The following is an 18334-nucleotide window of genomic DNA, read 5'->3' as shown; positions in this document are numbered from 1 at the left end:
ATGCTTGATGCCGCAACGTCCCAACTTTTTAGTGATCCTGGCCGATGACCTGGGCTTCTCCGACCTCGGCGCCTTCGGTGGTGAAATCAATACACCGAACCTCGATGCCCTGGCCAACAATGGCCTGCGCCTGACCGATTTCCACACCGCACCGACCTGCTCGCCGACCCGTTCGATGCTGCTCACCGGTACCGATCACCACATCGCCGGCATCGGCACCATGGCCGAAGCCCTGACCCCGGACCTGATCGGTAAGCCAGGCTACGAAGGGCACTTGAACGACCGCGTGGTCGCCCTGCCCGAGCTGCTGCGCGAGGCGGGTTACCAGACGTTGATGAGCGGCAAATGGCACTTGGGCCTGACCGCCGAATTGGCACCCCACGCCCGGGGTTTCGAGCGTTCGTTTTCGCTGTTGCCCGGTGCGGCCAACCATTACGGCTTCGAGCCGACTTACGATGAAACGACGCCACGGCTGCTGAAATCCACGCCGGCGCTGTATATCGAAGACGACCGGTTCATCGACGAACTGCCGAAGGATTTTTATTCCTCCGACGCCTTCGGCGACAAGCTGCTGCAATACCTCAAGGAGCGCGACCAGACCCGGCCGTTCTTCGCCTACCTGCCGTTTTCCGCACCGCACTGGCCGCTGCAGGCACCGGCCGAGGTGGTGGAAAAATACCGCGGGCGCTATGACGCCGGCCCTGAAGTGCTACGCCTGGAACGCCTGGAAAAACTCAAGAAGCTGGGATTGATCGAGGCCGATGTCGAGCCGCATCCCCTGATCCAGCTGAGCGCACAGTGGGATGCGTTGAGTGATGAACAGCGGCAGATTTCCGCGCGGGCCATGGAGGTTTATGCGGCGATGGTCGAGCGCATGGACTGGAACATCGGGCGTGTCGTCGATTACTTGCGCCAGCAGGGACAACTGGACAACACCTTCATCCTGTTCATGTCCGATAACGGCGCCGAAGGGGCGTTGCTGGAGGCTTTCCCGAAATTCGGGCCGCAGTTGCTGACCTATCTCAACCAGCACTACGACAACAGCCTGGACAACATCGGCCGGGCCAATTCCTACGTCTGGTACGGGCCGAACTGGGCGCAAGTGGCGACCGCGCCGTCGCGACTGTTCAAGGCCTTCACCACCGAAGGCGGGATTCGCGTGCCGGCGCTGGTGCATTACCCGCAGCTGCCGCTCAAGGGCCAGATCAGCCATGGGTTCGGCACGGTGATGGACATCACGCCGACCATTCTCGACCTGGCCGGCGTGCGCCATCCGGGCAAGCAATGGCACGGCAAACCCGTGGCGCCAGTTCGCGGGAAGTCGTGGCTGGGGTTCCTGTCGGGCGAGACGGCGCACGTGCATGACGAGCACACCGTGACCGGGTGGGAATTGTTCGGTCGGCGGGCGATTCGCCAGGGGCAGTGGAAGGCGGTGTACATCCCCGGGCCCGTTGGACCGGCGACCTGGCAGCTGTATGACCTGGGCAGTGATCCGGGGGAGATTCATGACCTGGCGTCGAGCCAGCCGCAGAAGCTCAGTGCCTTGATCGAGCATTGGCAGCGGTATGTGGATGAGACTGGGGTGATCTTGAGTGAGTCGCCGTTTCAGCCGGATTGATGCTGCCTGTAAGACGAGTCGTCTCAGTGGCCATATTCGGAAATGGTATCAAAAAATAAATAGCACTTCGAAAATACAATGAGCATTCCGGAAAACCTGTCATTTCTGTCAGTAGATAAACCAAACAAAGCGACATTAAATACAGGAGTAGCTAACTAACCACTGCGAGCAAATATTATGAAAGTTGCAACCTTGACAACCTTATTATCCATCCTTTTATCACCCATAATTTATGCTGCAGAGGATACAAAACCACTTTCTGAAAGTTCCGAATTCAAAAATGAATCACCAAGCCGTGCAATCACGGCTCGGATTTATAACCATCCGGATACTACATTACAACCCGGGCAAAGTATGTCTATCCCATTTTTTCCAACCGCGGGTGGAATTTTCAATGCTGCACCACACACCGAATTCCAATTTTTTTCAATTTCAAGGTCTGGATGTTCCAAAAATCTGTGCTTTTTATTTTCCGACTCTAAGATCGAAAGCACTACAAGTGACCATTATTCCACACAGCAAAATCTTACAATTCCAGATTTTGAGGTACTCAACGATGGCTCTGCAGAAATTACAGTGCAAAAAACAGGAGACCCTATTAAAACAATCATAGGTCCTGGTGGAAGATTCAAAATTACTGGCATCCACGGCTCAGGATTTTCTATTAAAGGCTTTATGAAAACAATTCTGATCGAAAGGCAAAAATGCGATGCCGCATACTGTTATCGCGTTCGCCATTAATTCCTTATAGAAGCTGAACCTCTTATCACTCAAAATAATCGTTTGCTCCACCACCGCCGCCGCTGAAATTAGTGTTTTAAAGCTAAAAAAATTCTAATAAGCATCGAGCCAGGTACGAGAAGTATGTGGATGAGACTGGGGTGATCTTGAGTGAATGGCCGTTTCAGCCGGATTGATGCTGCCTGATACAACGCTTTCGCGAGCAAGCCCGCTCCCACAGTGATTTGTGCCGAACGCAAATTTTGCGTTCATCGCAGAAACCTGTGGGAGCGGGCTTGCCCGCGAAGAGGCCCTTTCAAACGACGACTAGACTTGAGCCGTACGCACCTTTTCCGCAGCCACTTCTTCCCTGCGCTCAAACCGGTTAGCCCGCGCAAACGTACCGAAATCATTGAACCGCACACCCATCTCGCGCATCACCTTGTGCCCCACCGGCACGGTCAACTGGCGGATGTAGAACGGCTCCTTCACCACAAAGTGATGGATCCCGTGGCTGCTGCCGAAGTTGAAGCAGAACGCCTGCAGCGGCCACAGCCACGGGGCATTGAGCACCTGGCACTGCTGCATCACGTTGCCCGGCTCCACGTCACCGTAGTAATGCATGTTCGAGCTGATGAAGTGCAGGCAGAAGGTGCGCAACACGTTCGGGCCGATGATCACGACAGCCGCGATGTCGATCACCTGCATCACCGACAACGTCGTCGCCGACCACTCGATCGGTGCGCCCATCAGGTGCGCAACACCGTTCGCTGCGTGGAAACCGAGAAACACGTACCACGCGCCCCAATGCATCAACGCCAGCGGTGCGTAGACCTTCAGCGTGCGTTTGATGATGCTGAACTTCATTGCCCAGGTCTTGGCCCGCAGCATGCGGATGACCGAGGACATGATGTTGTCGCCGATCATCAACAGCCGCGCAAAACCCCAGGGTTCGCCATTGGTGATGGCGCGCTCTTCCGTGTCGGTCTCAGAGCCCGACACCTTGTGGTGATTGAGGTGCAAATGGCGGCGAATCCAGGGGTTGATGGTGCTCGGCCGCGCCAGCCACACCAATCCCATCATCAGGTTGTGCGGCACCTTCTGCTTGCGGAAGTACATGCTGTGGATCAGATCGTGTTCCAGCTCATGGGTCAGCGAAGCGAAAAAAGCGTTGAGCAACAGGCACGCCCACCAGGCCATGTACCCGCTCATGTAGAGCGCCGCCGAACCGACCATACCGGCGATGGCGAAGGTCAGAATGCCTGCGCCGAGGGCGTCCTGATGCTTGAGAATCGGGTATTTCTCACGCAATTCGACACCTCTGGCCAGCACCACTTCACGGATATGGGCTGAACGTTGGGCTGCATTCAGTCGTTGGGGGCTTGCAGAAGTACGGTCCATGCTTCCATCCTCTGGTTATTGATGGTTGCATCCTGCCTTGCGGAACCTCGCAATGCGGTAGCCGTGAACGCCAACCTGTTGACTGGAAGCGCCAATCAGCATGACTGAACCGACCTCCCTCGCCAGCTGGACCCGCGCCCTGCGCAAGCAGCTCGATGCCCTGGGCATTGACAGCACCGCCCTGTGCCAGCAATCGGGGCTCGACCCGCAACTGATGGACGACCCGAACGCGCGTTATCCCCTGTCGGGCACCACACACCTGTGGAATCTGGCAGTGCAGGCCAGCGGTGACCCGGCGATCGGTTTACGGGTTTCGCGCTTCGTCAGCCCGACCACCTTCCATGCGCTAGGGTATGCACTGGTGGCCAGCGGCAGCCTGCGGGAAGTGTTCGAGCGCATCGTGCGCTATCACCAGGTGGTCAGCGATGCCCTCGAACTGGAACTGACCCGCGCCGAGGATCGCTACCATTTCCGTCTGAAAATCCCTGCCGGCAACCCGGCCCCGGCCTTCGAAGCCATCGATGCGTTCATGGCGATTTACGTGCGCACCTGCCGCAATCGCCTGGGCCGTGAATACGCACCACTGGCGACCTACCTGCGCCGCCCGGAGCCGGCAGACGCGCACCAATGGCATAAAGTCTTTCGCTCGCCCGTGCACTTCGGCGCCGACGAGGATCGGCTGGAGTTCGCCCTCATCGACTTCGACAGCCACCTGGATGACGCGAACCCGGAACTGGCCGAACACAACGAAACCGTGCTCAAGCGCACCCTGGCGCAACTCAAGCCGCTGACGTGGGAGCGCAAGGTCCGCGACGCCATTGAAGAACAACTGCCCGAAGGCGAACCCAGCGCCGAACACATCGCCAAGGCCCTGCACCTGAGCCTGCGCAGCCTGCAACGGCACCTGGCGGATGAGGGCTGCCGGTTCGATACGCTGCTCAACGAAAGCCGCGAAAACCTCGCGCTGCTGCACCTGCGGGACCCGCAGGTGTCGCTGAGCGAAATCAGTTATCTGCTCGGGTTTGCCGATACCAGCAGCTTCAGTCGCGCATTCAAGCGCTGGACCGGGATGACGCCGGGGCAGTTTCGGGATGGGTTGCGCTGATTGATCCGGAAGGTGAGTTGGCTGGTCTGGCCCCATCGCGGGCAAGCCCGCTCCCACAGGTTTTTCGGTGACCACAACCTTGTGATTTTACACAGGTCCACTGTGGGAGCGGGCTTGCTCGCGAAAGCGGTGTGTCAGTTGAAATTGATATACCTGACCTGGCGCCTTCGCGAGCAAGCCCGCTCCCACAATGATTCAGTGTTCACCGTCAGATTGTCGCCAGTTCCCGCAACCGCTCGGCATCGAGAATTTCGATTTCGCCGTAACTCAGCCCGATAACCCCCTGCCCCTGCAACTCCTTGAGGATCTGGTTGGTGGTCTGGCGCGACAGCGACAACATGGCGGCAAGCTGCTCCTGGGGCAGTTGCAGGACGCGCCGCGGCGGGGCGGTCTCGCCATAGCCTTCGGCGATCATCAGCAAGCGGTGCGCCAGCCGTGCCGGGGCTGGCAACAGGCTCAATTGTTCAAGGTTGATGAAGGTCATGCGCAGTTTCTGGCTCATCAACAATGCCAGTTGCCGCCAGTGCTGCGGATGCTCGTCGAGCAACGCCAGAACGGTGTTCTGGGGAATATGCAGCAGTGTGCACTGGCCCACGCCGTAGGCATCGTGGGTGCGTGGCTGGCCATCGAACAGGCAAATCTCGCCGAACCAGTGCGGCGGCTCCACCAGGCTCAGCAAGGCTTCCTTGCCCTGTTCGCTCACGGCGCCGACGCGTACCGCGCCTTCAAGCACCGCGTACAGGCCACAGGGCGGATCGCCGCGCTTGAACAGCCGCTGGCCCGGCGACAGGCGCCGCAGCCTGGCCGCCGACAGCAGGCTATCCTGTAGGGAAACAGGCAAATGGCTGAACCACTGACCGCTCATCAGGCGTGGGCGCCAGACCTGCATATCCATGAAAACTCCTAGAGATTGTCGCCTGGCTGACAGAGCGGGAAGTGGCCCCGGGGCATGATCAATCACCCCACAGGAGAACAACAATGAAAAGCCTCGTCGACCACCTCAGTCAATACGCCGCCTACCACCGTGACCCGCGCAATATTGCATCGCACTTTATCGGTATTCCGCTGATCGTGGTCGCCGTCGCGGTGTTGCTGTCCCGGCCGGAGTGGTCGCTGGGTGGCGTGTGGCTGTCACCGGCGGTGCTCGTGTCGCTGGCATCGGCGTGGTTTTACCTGCGCCTGGAATTGCGCCTGGGCGTGTTGATGACCGTCTTGCTCGGGCTGTGCGTGTGGGCCGGTCATGCGCTGGCACAGCAAAGCACGCTGGTCTGGCTGGGCAGCGGCGTGGCGATGTTCGTGATCGGTTGGGCGATCCAGTTTGTCGGCCATCACTATGAAGGGCGCAAACCGGCCTTTGTCGATGACGTGACCGGGTTGATTGTCGGGCCGCTGTTTGTGGTGGCTGAAGTGGCGTTCATGCTGGGGATGCGGCGTGAGCTCAAAGAGCAGATTGAGGCGCGGGCGGGTGAAGTGCGGGTCAATCCGAAGCGTGCTGCTGTCTAGATAGCAATCGCGAGCAAGCTCGCTCCCACAGTGGATCAGGGTCGAACACAATAGCTGTGGCCAACCCAAATCCCTGTGGGAGCGAGCTTGCTCGCGATGCTTTTGCTTTAGATGTTGGCAACCTTCTGCCAGACCTTCGGCTTGAAGAACAGTGTTTCACCCTTCGCCAACCCGATCAGGCTGTCGTGATCCTTGACCACTTCGGCCTCGATCAGATCGCTCTGCCCTTCGACCTTCAGCGTCACCCGCGTTGTCGCGCCCAGCGGACGAATATCGCGCACTTCGGCCGCGTGGTGATCTTCCAGTTCATGCCGCGACAGCGACACTTCGTGCGGGCGGAACAGCACGTGGTTGTCTTCGCCCAGGTGCAGTCGGTTCGAATCACCAAGGAAGTGATAGACGAAGTCACTGGCCGGGTTTTCGTAGACGTCGCCCGGTGAGCCGATCTGCTCGATCACACCCTTGTTCATCACCACGATACGGTCGGCGACTTCCATCGCTTCTTCCTGGTCGTGGGTCACGAACACCGAGGTCAGGTTGATGTCTTCGTGCAGACGCGCCAGCCAGCGGCGCAGCTCCTTACGAACCTTGGCGTCGAGAGCGCCGAAAGGTTCGTCGAGCAGCAGCACTTTCGGCTCCACCGCCAGCGCCCGGGCCAAGGCAATGCGCTGGCGCTGACCACCGGAGAGTTGCTCCGGGTAGCGATCCGACAACCAGTCCAGTTGCACCATGTTCAGCAGCTCGTGAACCTTGGTTGCGATCTGGCTTTCGCTCGGGCGCTGGTTTTTCGGCTTCATGCGCAGGCCGAACGCGACGTTGTCGAACACCGTCATGTGGCGGAACAGGGCGTAGTGCTGGAACACGAAACCGACGTTGCGATCACGCACGTCGTGGCCGGAAACGTCTTCACCGTGGAACACGATGTTGCCCTTGTCCGGGGTTTCCAGGCCGGCAATGATCCGTAGCAGCGTGGTCTTGCCGCAGCCCGACGGGCCGAGCAACGCGACGAGTTCGCCGCTCTGGATGTCCAGGCTGATGTTGTCCAGCGCCTTGAACGCGTTGAAATTCTTGCTGACGTTACGCACTTCGATCGACATGAATTATTCCTCCGCGGCGCTGGCGCGCAGGCGGTTAATACGGTTTTCGCTCCACTGCTTGAGCAGCAGGATGAAGAGCGCCAGGATCAGCAACAGGCTCGCCACGGCGAACGCGGCCACGTGGTTGTATTCGTTGTAGAGGATCTCGACGTGCAGCGGCAGGGTGTTGGTCACCCCGCGAATGTGCCCGGAAACCACCGATACTGCACCGAATTCCCCCATGGCCCGCGCAGTGCACAACACCACGCCGTAGATCAGGCCCCATTTGATGTTGGGTACGGTGACGTGCCAGAACATCTGCCAGCCGTTGGCGCCGAGCAGGCGCGCGGCTTCCTCTTCCTGAGTGCCTTGTTCCTGCATCAGCGGGATCAGTTCACGGGCCACGAACGGCACGGTGACGAAAATCGTCGCCAACACGATGCCCGGCAGGGCGAAGACGATCTGGATGTCGTGGTCCTGCAGCCATGGGCCAAACAGGCCCTGGGCGCCGAACATCAACACATAGACCAGACCGGCGATCACCGGCGACACCGAAAACGGCAGGTCGATCAGCGTTACCAGCATGCTCTTGCCGCGGAACGAGTACTTGCTCACGCACCAGGCGGCGCTGACGCCGAACACCAGGTTCAGCGGCACGGAGATCAGTACGGCGATGACCGTGAGTTTCAGTGCCGACAGCGCGTCCGGCTCAAAGATCGCGGTGAAGAACGCACCGAGGCCGAGCTTCAGTCCCTGGGACACCACGATGAACAGCGGCAGCAGCAGGAACAGCGCAAAAATCAGCCAGCCAAGGCCGATCAGGATTCGCCGCGAAGTCGCGCTGCCACGGCGGGCAGCGTTCGAGGAAGCGGCAGCAATAGACGATTGGGACATGGGTGCGCCTCCTTATGGGGTTTCGATGCGTCGCTGCAACAAGTTGATCAGCAGCAACAGGACGAAGGAAACCACCAGCATCAGTACACCAATGGAGGTAGCGCCGGTGTAATCGTATTGGTCGAGTTTGACCATGATCAGCAGCGGCAGAATCTCGGTTTTCATCGGCATGTTGCCGGCGATGAAAATCACCGAACCGTACTCGCCGACCCCGCGGGCAAAGGCCAGCGCGAAACCGGTCAGCCATGCCGGAAGCAGTGCCGGCAGCAGGATATGGCGGAAAACCTGCAATGGCTTCGCCCCCAGGCACGCCGCTGCTTCTTCGACTTCACGAGGAATGTCCGCCAATACTGGCTGTACGGTACGTACTACGAATGGAAGTGTCACAAAAGTGAGGGCAAGGGTGATGCCCAGGGGGGTGTAGGCGATCTTGAAACCCAGATCCGCTGCAAACTGACCGACCAGGCCGGTAGGGGTGTACAACGCCGTCAGCGCAATACCGGCCACCGCCGTGGGCAATGCGAACGGCAAGTCGATCATTGCATCGATCACTTTTCGTCCAGGGAAGGTATAGCGCACTAATACCCAAGCCAGCAGCGTGCCGATGATGCCGTTGATGATTGCCGCACACAGGGCAGTGCCGAAGCTGAGCTTCAGCGCCGCCAGCACCCGTGGCGCCGAGATGATTGCCCAGAACTGATCCCAGGTGAGTTGAGCGGCATGCACGAACATCGCCGCCAGTGGTATGAGCACAATCAGGCTGAGGTACACCAAGGTGTAGCCCAGCGTCAGCCCGAAGCCGGGTATGACGGGGGAGATACGACGCGACATAAAAGTCCTTGGTTAAAAAGCGATCTGCTAAACCCACTCATGTGGGAGCGGGCTTGCTCGCGAAAGCAGTGTGTCAGTCAACGTTAATGCCGCCTGATACACCGTCTTCGCGAGCAAGCCCGCTCCCACATGTTAAGCACCTTAGCTGACTTGCATTGGGGCTCGTAGTGGCAATTTAAGATTACTGCGCCTGGTAGATCTGGTCGAACACCCCGCCGTCATTGAAGAATTTCGGCTGTGCGGTTTTCCAGCCACCGAAGTCCTTGTCGATGCTCACCAGTTCCAGTTTCGGGAACTGCTGGGCGTACTTGGCGGCCACGTCCTTGTCACGCGGGCGATAGAAATTCTTCGCCGCGATTTCCTGGCCGGCCGGGCTGTACAGGTGCTTGAGGTAGGCTTCGGCGATCTGCTCGTTGCCCTTTTTCTCGGCATTCTTGTCGACCACCGCCACCGGTGGCTCGGCGAGGATCGACAGCGAAGGCACGACGATGTCGAACTTGTCGGCGCCGCCCTCTTCTTTCAGGGCCAGGAAGGCTTCGTTTTCCCAGGCCAGCAACACGTCGCCCTGACCGTTGTTGACGAAGGTAATGGTCGAGCCACGGGCGCCGGTGTCCAGCACGGGCACGTGCTTGAACAGGGTTTGCACGTATTCCTTGGCCTTGGCTTCGTCGCCGCCATTGGCTTTGAGGCCATAGGCCCAGGCCGCGAGGAAGTTCCAGCGCGCACCGCCGGAGGTTTTCGGGTTCGGCGTGATCACCGAAACGTCATTCTTGACCAGGTCACCCCAGTCCTTGATGCCTTTAGGGTTGCCCTTGCGCACCAGGAACACGATGGTCGAGGTGTAAGGCGTGCTTGCATCCGGCAGGCGCTTTTGCCAGTCAGCCGGCAGGGTCTTGCCGAGCTTGGCGATTTCGTCGATGTCACCGGCCAGGGCCAGGGTCACCACGTCGGCGCGCAGGCCATCGATCACCGCCCGGCCTTGCTTGCCCGAGCCACCATGGGATTGCTGGATTTTCACGGTGTCGCCGGCATGTTCCTTTTGCCAGAACTTCACGAATTCGGCGTTGTAGTCCTGGTACAGCTCGCGGGTCGGGTCGTACGACACGTTGAGCAGCTCGTAGTCCTTGGCAACTGCGGAACCGGCAAAAAGGGCGCTGGCCAGGGCGGCCAAAGCGAAATGACGAATCGACGACATGGTGAAAGCTCCTGGAATTCTTGGTTTGTTGGCTTTTTTATGGACTTCTGGAATCGCGTTGCCGGTTCAAAGATCGCAGCCTTCGGCAGCTCCTACAGGGGGCTGCGATCCACTTCAGCCCGGCTTGTTGCCTGGCTGCTGCAAACGGAATTTTTCTTTGCGTTCGATCTGCACCACCTGCGCGTTGTGCACAGTGATTTCCACGGCACCAAACCGCAGGTCGCGCAGGGCGCTCTGGATTTCACGCAGGATGGTGGCTTCGTCTTGACCGTCGACGCTACGCAGGGATGCGCTCATATTGCTGCTCCTTCAACTGAGAGATTGCCTCGCAGTGTCGGCACTGCTTGCGGCTTGGGAGCAATACTAGTGAGGTCTGGATATTCTTAAAAAGACTATTTAAGAATGTTTATATAACCAGAAAACATTAATTGAAGGGACAAGGGCTTGAGGCGAATCACCCTCTTTCAAGCGCACCAAAAACCTGTGGGAGCGAGCTTGCTCGCGATGAGGGAGTGTCAGTCGCCAGAAATGTCGGCTGATATTCCGCTATCGCGAGCAAGCTCGCTCCCACAGGGTTTGGGCATCAACTGAACTGGGCACCTATCCGATCACCGGCGCACATGTCCAATCCAGCCGCACCGCCGGCACCGGCCGCCCAAACCAGTAGCCCTGCCCCAGATCACAGCCCTGCTCGAGGAGGAAAGCCGCCTGTTCGACCTGCTCGATCCCTTCGGCATGAACCTGCATGCCCATGCTTTGGGCCAGAGCGATGATCACCCGCGAGATCGCCGCATCATCCTCGTCCCACGGCAATCCGGCGACGAAGCCCTGGTCGATTTTCAGTTTTTGCACCGGCAGGCGCTTGAGCCGCAACAGCGATGAGTAACCCGTGCCGAAGTCGTCGATGGCCAGGCGCACACCCAACTCGCGCAGGCGGTGCATCTGTTCCAGCGCGACTTCCGGATCGTCCATCACCGCGCTTTCGGTCACTTCCAGTTCCAGACAGTCCGGTTCCAGCCCGGTTTCGCGCAGTACCTGCGCCACCTGCTGATACAGCTCGCGACGGGCGAACAGGCGCGATGAAACGTTGACCGCCACAAACGACAGCACCACCCCGTCCTGCTGCCACTGACACATCTGCCGGCACGCCTGTGCCATGACCCAGGCATCGATTTCGGCGATCAGACCGGTTCGTTCGGCGACTGGAATGAATTCCGCCGGTGACACTAGCCCCCTCTGCGGGTGCTGCCAACGCACCAGCGCCTCGACGCCCATCAGGCGGCTGGTCTTCAGGTCGTGAACCGGCTGGTAATAAACCTGCAGTTCCTGCTGGTCCAGGGCGCGGCGCAATTCGAAAGCGATCTCGACCCGTTGCTGCACGTGGGCCGTCAGCTCTTCGGTGTACAGGGCATAGTCATTGCGCCCCGTGCTTTTGGCCTTGAACAGCGCAGAGTCGGCATTACGCAGCAGTTGCTCGACGCTCAAGGCATCGCTGGGGAACAGGCTGATGCCGATGCTGGTGTTGATGAACAACTGGTGCCCATCTATGAGGAACGGCTCTTTGAGGCCATCGATAATCCGCTGGGCCAACGCAGCGGCCTGAACCAGTTGCGGACAGCTTTCGGCGAGTACCGCGAACTCATCCCCACCCAAGCGCGCCAGCGTGATGCCCGGGCCGAACATGGCGGCCAGGCGCCCGGCCACCGCCTTGAGCAACTGATCGCCGATGGTATGCCCAAGGCTGTCGTTGATCATCTTGAAGTGATCGAGATCGATCATCAGCAGCGCGCAACCACGCTTGTGCACCTGTGCCGAGGCCAGGGCCTGTTCGGCGCGGTCGGTGAACAGCAGACGGTTCGGCAGGTCGGTCAGCGGGTCGTGGTGCGCCAGGTGCATCAACTCGTGTTCGGAGTTCTTGATTGCGCTGATATCGGAAAACACCGCCACATACTGGCTCGGCTGGCCGTCGTCATCATGAATCAGGCGGATTGTCTGCCATTGCGGGTAAATCTCGCCGCTTTTGCGTCGGTTCCAGATTTCCCCGCTCCACTCCCCGGCGCTTGCAAGCGTGGCGAACATCGCTTGATAGAATTGCGCTGGATGGCGCCCCGACTTGAACATATTGGGCCGCTGCCCCAGCACCTCCTCAAGGGCATAACCGGTGATCTCCATAAAGGCCCGGTTCACATGGACGATCGCGCCTTCCCGATTGGTGACCAGCACCCCTTCGCGCGTGCAGTCGAACACTGCCGCCGCCTGTCGCAAGCGCATGCGGTCGGCATCGCGCTCACGCAGTTTGGCGTCGATACCCCGCAGAAGCCGCGCCCGGGCAATGAGGATCAGTCCGGCGCTGAATAGCACCCAAACGTAACCGTTGATCAGTTGCCATCGCAGTCGCTCGGCGGAGCTATCGAATAAACTGTTCAATAAATAGCCACTGACTAGCAGCCAAACGACGGAAAGCAACAGATAAAGCAGCGCTGCACGCAAGGCATCGCGATAGGTGGCAGGCATCCGGCGATCCATGTCCATACAAAAAGGTTGGAATTATAGTTTAAAGACACATCCAGCCACTCTTATCTGAAAGGGCGACTGGTTTTCTGTGTGGGCTTAGTGATAATGCAACGGCTGTTTTTTTCTTTATCGAGGGCCCTACAGCCTATGTGGTACGAAGGTTTACTTGGCTTGTCGGCCTGGTCACTGGTGGCAGTCACCCTGCTGATGACCCACGTCACGATCATCGCCGTCACGGTCTATCTGCATCGTTACTCGGCCCATCGCTCCCTGGAGCTGAATGGGGGCCTCAAGCATTTCTTCCGTTTCTGGCTGTGGCTGACCACGGCGCAGAACACCCGCGAGTGGACGGCCATCCACCGCAAGCATCACGCCAAATGCGAAACCGTCGATGACCCGCACAGCCCGGTCATCAAGGGGCTGTCCACGGTGCTGCGCAAAGGCGCCGAGCTGTACCGCGCCGAAGCGGAAAACCCCGAGACGCTGCGCATCTACGGCAAGAACTGCCCCGAAGACTGGATCGAGCGCAACCTCTACAGCCGCTTCCCGCTGTTGGGCGTGGCGATCATGGCCGTTATCGACCTGCTGCTGTTCGGCACCATCGGCATCACCATCTGGGCCATCCAGATGATGTGGATCCCGGTGTGGGCCGCCGGCGTGGTCAATGGCCTGGGCCATGCCATCGGCTACCGCAACTTCGAATGCCGCGATGCGGCCACCAACCTGGTGCCTTGGGGCATCCTGATTGGCGGCGAAGAACTGCATAACAACCATCACACCTACCCTAATTCGGCAAAACTGTCGGTGAAGAAGTGGGAATTCGACCTGGGCTGGGCATGGATCAAAGTCTTCAGCTTCCTGCGCCTGGCCAAGGTTCAACGGGTTGCGCCGATTGCCCATCGCGTCGAAGGCAAGGGCAACCTGGACATGGACACCGCCATGGCGATCCTCAACAACCGCTTCCAGATCATGGCCCAGTACCGCAAATTGGTGATCGGCCCGCTGGTCAAGCAAGAGCTGGAAAAGGTCGATCACTCTGTCCGTCACCAGTTTCACCGGGCCAAACGCCTGCTTTCGCGAGAGACCAGCCTGCTGGATGACAAACACCATGTACGCATCCAGAACATGCTCGAGCACAGTCAGGCACTGAAGGTAATCTACGAGAAGCGCCTGGCCCTGCAGCAGATCTGGGTCAAGACCAGCTCAAATGGCCACGACATGCTGGCGGCCATTAAGGACTGGGTGCACGAAGCAGAAGCCAGCGGGATTCAATCCCTGCGCGACTTCGCCGATCAGTTGAAAACCTACTCCCTGCGCCCTGCCGCTGTCTAAACCTGTGGGAGCGGGCTTGCTCGCGAATGCGGTGTGTCAGTCGACATAAAAGGTGACTGACACACCGCATTCGCGAGCAAGCCCGCTCCCACATTGATTTGTGGCCGCAAAAAAACGTCGCCAGTACCGCCCAGCGGGAGCAAGCTCCCTCGCCACAAAAGGCGGGAACTTCATCTAAAAAGCCCTATCTCAAAGACACTTCGCCATCCCCGGCGGGCTTGGTGTTGACCGCATGCCCTTTGAGATTTGTGTCGATGGCCCAAAAGAACCTGCAAGACTCATCTTCGTCACATTGCCCCGAGGCCGCGCAGACCCTGATGGCGCTGATGCACGCCCAAGGCGAAGTCGCACGCCTGACCGAACGGGAGCAGTTGCTCAATACCTTGCTGGCAAGCGTCAACGCGGTGCTGTGGGCCTTCGATTGGGAAACCCGCCGGGTGCTTTACGTCAGCCCGGCCTATGAGCGGATTTTTGGCCGTTCAGCCGATCAGCTGCTGGCCGACAGCAATCAATGGCGCGACAGCATTCACCCTGACGACCTCGACTACGCCGAACGCAGCCTGGCCGAAGTGCTGGACAAAGGCGCCGTCGAAGACCGCGAGTATCGAATCATTGCCGCCGACGGCCAGGTGCGCTGGCTCAGCGACAAGTGCTTCATCAATCGCCAGGCCGAGCCGGGGCAACCGGTGATCATCGTCGGCTTTGCCGAAGACATCACCCACAAGAAGCAGATGGAAACCGAACTGCATCGCCTGGCCACCACCGACGCGCTGACCCAGAGCAGCAATCGCCATCATTTCTTCGAATGCGCTCACCGCGAGTTCGCACACGCCCGGCAACAGGGCGAGCCGCTGTCGTTTCTGATGCTGGATATTGATGACTTCAAGACGATCAACGACACCTACGGTCACCAGGAAGGCGACAACGTGCTGCAACGCATTGCCGAAAGCGGTCGCGCCGCGTTGCGCCGTCGCGACCTGTTCGGGCGCATTGGCGGTGAGGAATTTGCTGCGGTGTTTCCCGGGTGCACGCCACAAATGGCCCTGCAAGTGGCTGAACGCCTGCATCGGCAGATTCAGCAGTTGGGTTTCAACCATGAAGGCCGGACGTTCGGCATCACTGTCAGCCAGGGCCTGACCAGCCTGAGCGCCTCGGACGAAACCGTGGAGGACCTGTTTTCCCGGGCGGATGCCGCGATGTACCGGGCCAAGCGCGAGGGCAAGAACAGGATTGTTACGGCCTGACAGGCCACCACAAAACCAATGTGGGAGCGGGCTTGCTCGCGAATGCGGAGTGTCAGTCGATGTCGATGCTGGCTGACACACCCCTTTCGCGAGCAAGCCCGCTCCCACAGGGAATTGCGTGAAACCTACTTCTTGCGAAGGCGCATCAACTCCGGCAAGCCGATCTTGAGCAACCGCGCCGTCCGGCTCTTCGCCAACTCCTCGATGCCCTCATGCTCGGTCAGGCGCGCCATTTGCGCCGCCATGTTCATCACCAGCGCTTCGCGGGAATAAACCCCGCCACCGAGCTGGTAGGCCGCCGCAATCAGCTCCCGCAACTCCAGCGGCAGGCGCCAGCGTGTACGCAGGGCCGAGCCATAGGCCGCGCCATATTCAACCAGCGCTTCACCCACTTCTTCCAACTCGTCCAGTTCGCCGCCAGCCTGTTGCCATTCCTGCAGGCAGCGCAGCAACGCCAGATCGCCGAGACGATGCAACATGCCGGCGCAATAGCAACGCTCCTGATCCAGATCGAGCAAGCGCGCCAGGGTTCGTGCGTACTCGGCAGTGTGCAGTGACAGATCCCAGTAGCGCTCGGCATAGTCGGCCAATTGCGGATCGCTGAGCCGGGCACTGCGCTTGAGCGCCAGGCCGAGAATCAGGTTCATGCTCTGTCCGGTGCCCAGGCGATGCAGCGCCTGGGACAGGGTTTGCACGCCCGCGCCATGGTGCTGGGCCGCGCTGTTGGCAGCGGCAATCAGCACCGCCGTGACCTGCGGATCGGTGCGGATTTCGTCTTCCAGCACCGTCAGGTCGAGGCCATTGGGATTGAGGCTGCGTTTGACCGCCACTTGCACGTCGGTCATCAGCGGCGCGCCGTCGGCCAACTCCCGTCGACGCTCCAGAAACACCGACAACGTCATGCCCGGCGCCAGCGCCGGCACTTCGCACGAGACTTCTTCCCCAGCGTGCAGCAGCAACCCCTGCAACCGATGGGTCAGGCTTTCCATGTTCAGGGGCTTGGTCAGGTACGCGGCCGGCGCCAGCGGCAAGGCCTCGCGCACGCTGGCACTGTCGTTGCGACTGCTCATGAGGATGAAGGGCAGCGGCGGGTTGCGTTTGCGCTGGCGGATGTTGCGCAGGACATTCAGGCCATCGACACCCGGCAACTCCCAATCGGCGATGACCAGGTCATAGGGGTTGGCAGCCAATAGCTCCAGCGCTTGCTGGCCATCGGCGCACAAATCCAGCCGCGCATCGCAGCGTACGTTCAACAACACTTCCTTGAGCAGATCCCGGGACCAGGGGTCGGCCTCGGCAATCAGTACTCTCGGAACCGCGGGTAAAATGACAGTTGTCATACAGCTCTCCCTGGCAATGCAGGAACCTTAGCCAATGCAGGCCATTCGATACAACGTTAATCCGCGGGATGTGTTTCCAGAGGCATGAAAAAACCCGCCGAAGCGGGTTTTTTTGTCGATCAGGTCACATTAGGTGATCACAGCTCGGCGAAGCACTCTTCGATGATCGCCAGGCCTTTGTCCAGTTGCTCGTCCGGCGAGGTCAGCGGTACCAGGACGCGCAGAACGTTGCCGTAGGTGCCGCAGGACAGCAGGATCAGGCCCTTGTCGCGAGCCTTGGCCACAACGGACGCCACAGCGGCAGCGTTCGGCTTGTGGCTGTCGCCGTTTTCGAACAGCTCGACAGCGATCATTGCACCCAGGGCACGGACTTCGCCGATCACCGGGTACTTGGCCTGGATAGCCTTCAGACCGGTGACCAGACGCTCGCCAACGGCCTTGCAACGATCCAGCAGGTGCTCTTCTTCGAACACTTCCATCACGGCCAGGGCCGCGGCGCAAGCGATCGGGCTACCGGCGTAGGTGCCGCCCAGGCCGCCTGGAGCGATGGCGTCCATGTATTCGGCCTTGCCGCACACACCGGCCAGCGGGAAGCCGCCAGCAATGGATTTGGCGAAGGTGGTCAGGTCGGCAGCAACGCCCATCTGTTCCATGGCGAAGAAAGTACCGGTACGGCCAGCGCCAGTCTGTACTTCGTCAGCGATCAGCAGGATGCCGTGCTGGTCGCACAGGGCACGCAGACGCTTCATGAATTCTTTCGGAGCGACGTAGAAACCACCTTCGCCCTGCACCGGCTCGATGATGATCGCAGCGATGTCTTTCGGCTCGGCGTCGTTCTTGAAGATGCGTTCGATGGAAGCGATCGAATCGTCGATGCTCACGCCGTGCAGTTCGTTCGGGTACAGCGCGCGGAAGATGCCGCCTGGCATCAGGCCCATGCCGGCCGAGTAAGGCACGACTTTACCGGTCAGGCCCAGGGTCATCATGGTGCGACCGTGATAAGCGCCGGTGAAGGCGATCACGCCGGCACGGCCAGTGGCGGCACGGGCGATCTTGATCGAGTTTTCCACGGCTTCGGAACCGGTGGTCACCAGCAGGGTTTTCTTGGCGAAATCGCCTGGCACCTTGGCGTTGATTTTTTCGCACACTTCTACGTACGGCTCGTAGGCCAGCACCTGGAAGCAAGTGTGGGTCAGCTTGTTCAGCTGCTCGGTCACGGCCGCGATGATTTTCGGGTGCACGTGGCCGGTGTTCAGCACGGCGATACCGCCGGCGAAGTCGATGAACTCACGACCTTCAACGTCGGTCACGGTCGCGTTCTTCGCGGACTCGGCGAAGATCGGGTGAATCTGGCCAACACCACGTGGAACTGCATTGGTACGGCGGGCCATCAAAGAAGCGTTAGTCTTGCTCATTACATTCCTCATTCGCCGCTCATCGGTCGGCGTGGTTCAAGGATTAAGCGGTGGGGAGGTAACTAAGGCAGCATGCGATGATCGACTGCCACAGCTTTCCCGACCACAGAGAAAATTCCGGTTTGAAGCGGCGCAAAGGGACAGCG

At 59.6% G+C, this 18334-nt stretch carries 16 protein-coding genes; 6 read left to right on the top strand and 10 right to left on the bottom strand.

All coding sequences use genetic code 11. The annotated features are described in order from the left end of the window. Positions 1 to 7: 7 nt before the first annotated feature. Positions 8 to 1618 carry an arylsulfatase gene (locus tag KW838_RS22760; RefSeq protein ID WP_218503662.1) on the top strand — a complete coding sequence of 537 codons (1611 nt, stop codon included), beginning with the start codon at positions 8 to 10 and terminating at the stop codon, positions 1616 to 1618. A gap of 177 nt (positions 1619 to 1795) precedes the next feature. Continuing rightward, positions 1796 to 2359 carry a hypothetical protein gene (locus KW838_RS22755; protein ID WP_146025405.1) on the top strand — a complete coding sequence of 188 codons (564 nt, stop codon included), beginning with the start codon at positions 1796 to 1798 and terminating at the stop codon, positions 2357 to 2359. 306 nt (positions 2360 to 2665) lie between these two features. Here KW838_RS22755 and KW838_RS22750 read toward each other — a convergent pair whose 3' ends face one another. Continuing rightward, complete coding sequence (locus tag KW838_RS22750; protein WP_218503661.1) at positions 2666 to 3739, bottom strand: fatty acid desaturase; 1074 nt, start codon at positions 3737 to 3739, stop codon at positions 2666 to 2668. A 100-nt stretch (positions 3740 to 3839) separates the two neighbouring features. Here KW838_RS22750 and KW838_RS22745 point away from each other — a divergent pair, with 100 nt between their 5' ends. Beyond that, positions 3840 to 4844, top strand: coding sequence for an AraC family transcriptional regulator (locus KW838_RS22745; RefSeq protein WP_102701897.1), 1005 nt, complete (start codon positions 3840 to 3842; stop codon positions 4842 to 4844). Positions 4845 to 5052: 208 nt separating this feature from the next. Here KW838_RS22745 and KW838_RS22740 read toward each other — a convergent pair whose 3' ends face one another. Continuing rightward, positions 5053 to 5739: a Crp/Fnr family transcriptional regulator gene (locus tag KW838_RS22740; RefSeq protein ID WP_102701898.1), complete on the bottom strand. Its 687-nt coding sequence runs from the start codon at positions 5737 to 5739 to the stop codon at positions 5053 to 5055. An 83-nt stretch (positions 5740 to 5822) separates the two neighbouring features. On the opposite strand from KW838_RS22740, the gene KW838_RS22735 reads away from it, so the two are divergent. Further along, on the top strand, positions 5823 to 6347 hold the full coding sequence (locus KW838_RS22735) for a DUF962 domain-containing protein (RefSeq protein WP_218503660.1): 525 nt from the start codon (positions 5823 to 5825) through the stop codon (positions 6345 to 6347). 107 nt (positions 6348 to 6454) lie between these two features. Here the strand turns inward: KW838_RS22735 and KW838_RS22730 are convergent, their stop codons facing one another. The 6 genes from KW838_RS22730 to dibA form a co-directional block, all read right to left on the bottom strand. Then, the gene (locus tag KW838_RS22730) at positions 6455 to 7444 is read right to left on the bottom strand and encodes a sulfate/molybdate ABC transporter ATP-binding protein (protein WP_015092978.1); all 990 of its coding nucleotides are present in this window, start codon (positions 7442 to 7444) and stop codon (positions 6455 to 6457) included. Between the two features lie 3 nt (positions 7445 to 7447). Further along, entirely contained in the window at positions 7448 to 8317 is an 870-nt protein-coding gene (cysW, locus tag KW838_RS22725) for a sulfate ABC transporter permease subunit CysW (RefSeq protein ID WP_007972954.1), read from the bottom strand. A 12-nt stretch (positions 8318 to 8329) separates the two neighbouring features. After that, positions 8330 to 9148 (bottom strand): sulfate ABC transporter permease subunit CysT, encoded by an 819-nt coding sequence (gene cysT / locus KW838_RS22720; protein ID WP_007972956.1) that lies wholly within the window; start codon positions 9146 to 9148, stop codon positions 8330 to 8332. Positions 9149 to 9329: 181 nt separating this feature from the next. Then, positions 9330 to 10343, bottom strand: a complete 1014-nt coding sequence (locus KW838_RS22715) for a sulfate ABC transporter substrate-binding protein (RefSeq protein WP_102701901.1) — start codon at positions 10341 to 10343, stop codon at positions 9330 to 9332. 114 nt (positions 10344 to 10457) lie between these two features. Then, positions 10458 to 10640, bottom strand: coding sequence for a sulfur starvation response protein OscA (oscA, locus tag KW838_RS22710; protein WP_007975618.1), 183 nt, complete (start codon positions 10638 to 10640; stop codon positions 10458 to 10460). Positions 10641 to 10943: 303 nt separating this feature from the next. Continuing rightward, positions 10944 to 12857, bottom strand: a complete 1914-nt coding sequence (gene dibA, locus KW838_RS22705; protein ID WP_218503659.1) for a phosphodiesterase DibA — start codon at positions 12855 to 12857, stop codon at positions 10944 to 10946. Positions 12858 to 13004: 147 nt separating this feature from the next. Here dibA and desA point away from each other — a divergent pair, with 147 nt between their 5' ends. Together desA and KW838_RS22695 are read left to right on the top strand one after the other, a co-directional pair. Continuing rightward, complete coding sequence (desA, locus tag KW838_RS22700) at positions 13005 to 14189, top strand: delta-9 fatty acid desaturase DesA (protein WP_095964474.1); 1185 nt, start codon at positions 13005 to 13007, stop codon at positions 14187 to 14189. A gap of 254 nt (positions 14190 to 14443) precedes the next feature. Next, positions 14444 to 15433, top strand: coding sequence for a sensor domain-containing diguanylate cyclase (locus KW838_RS22695; protein WP_218503658.1), 990 nt, complete (start codon positions 14444 to 14446; stop codon positions 15431 to 15433). Positions 15434 to 15558: 125 nt separating this feature from the next. Here the strand turns inward: KW838_RS22695 and KW838_RS22690 are convergent, their stop codons facing one another. Together KW838_RS22690 and gabT are read right to left on the bottom strand one after the other, a co-directional pair. Continuing rightward, entirely contained in the window at positions 15559 to 16773 is a 1215-nt protein-coding gene (locus tag KW838_RS22690) for a response regulator (protein WP_218503657.1), read from the bottom strand. A 137-nt stretch (positions 16774 to 16910) separates the two neighbouring features. Continuing rightward, the gene (gabT, locus tag KW838_RS22685) at positions 16911 to 18188 is read right to left on the bottom strand and encodes a 4-aminobutyrate--2-oxoglutarate transaminase (RefSeq protein ID WP_007975624.1); all 1278 of its coding nucleotides are present in this window, start codon (positions 18186 to 18188) and stop codon (positions 16911 to 16913) included. Positions 18189 to 18334 lie beyond the last annotated feature (146 nt).

The sequence above is a fragment of the Pseudomonas sp. PDM27 genome (assembly GCF_019219205.1).
In the GTDB taxonomy this organism is placed as follows: Bacteria; Pseudomonadota; Gammaproteobacteria; order Pseudomonadales; family Pseudomonadaceae; genus Aquipseudomonas; species Aquipseudomonas laurylsulfatiphila.
Note: the sequence above shows the minus strand (reverse complement) of the source record. Positions and strands in the feature narration are given on the sequence as shown.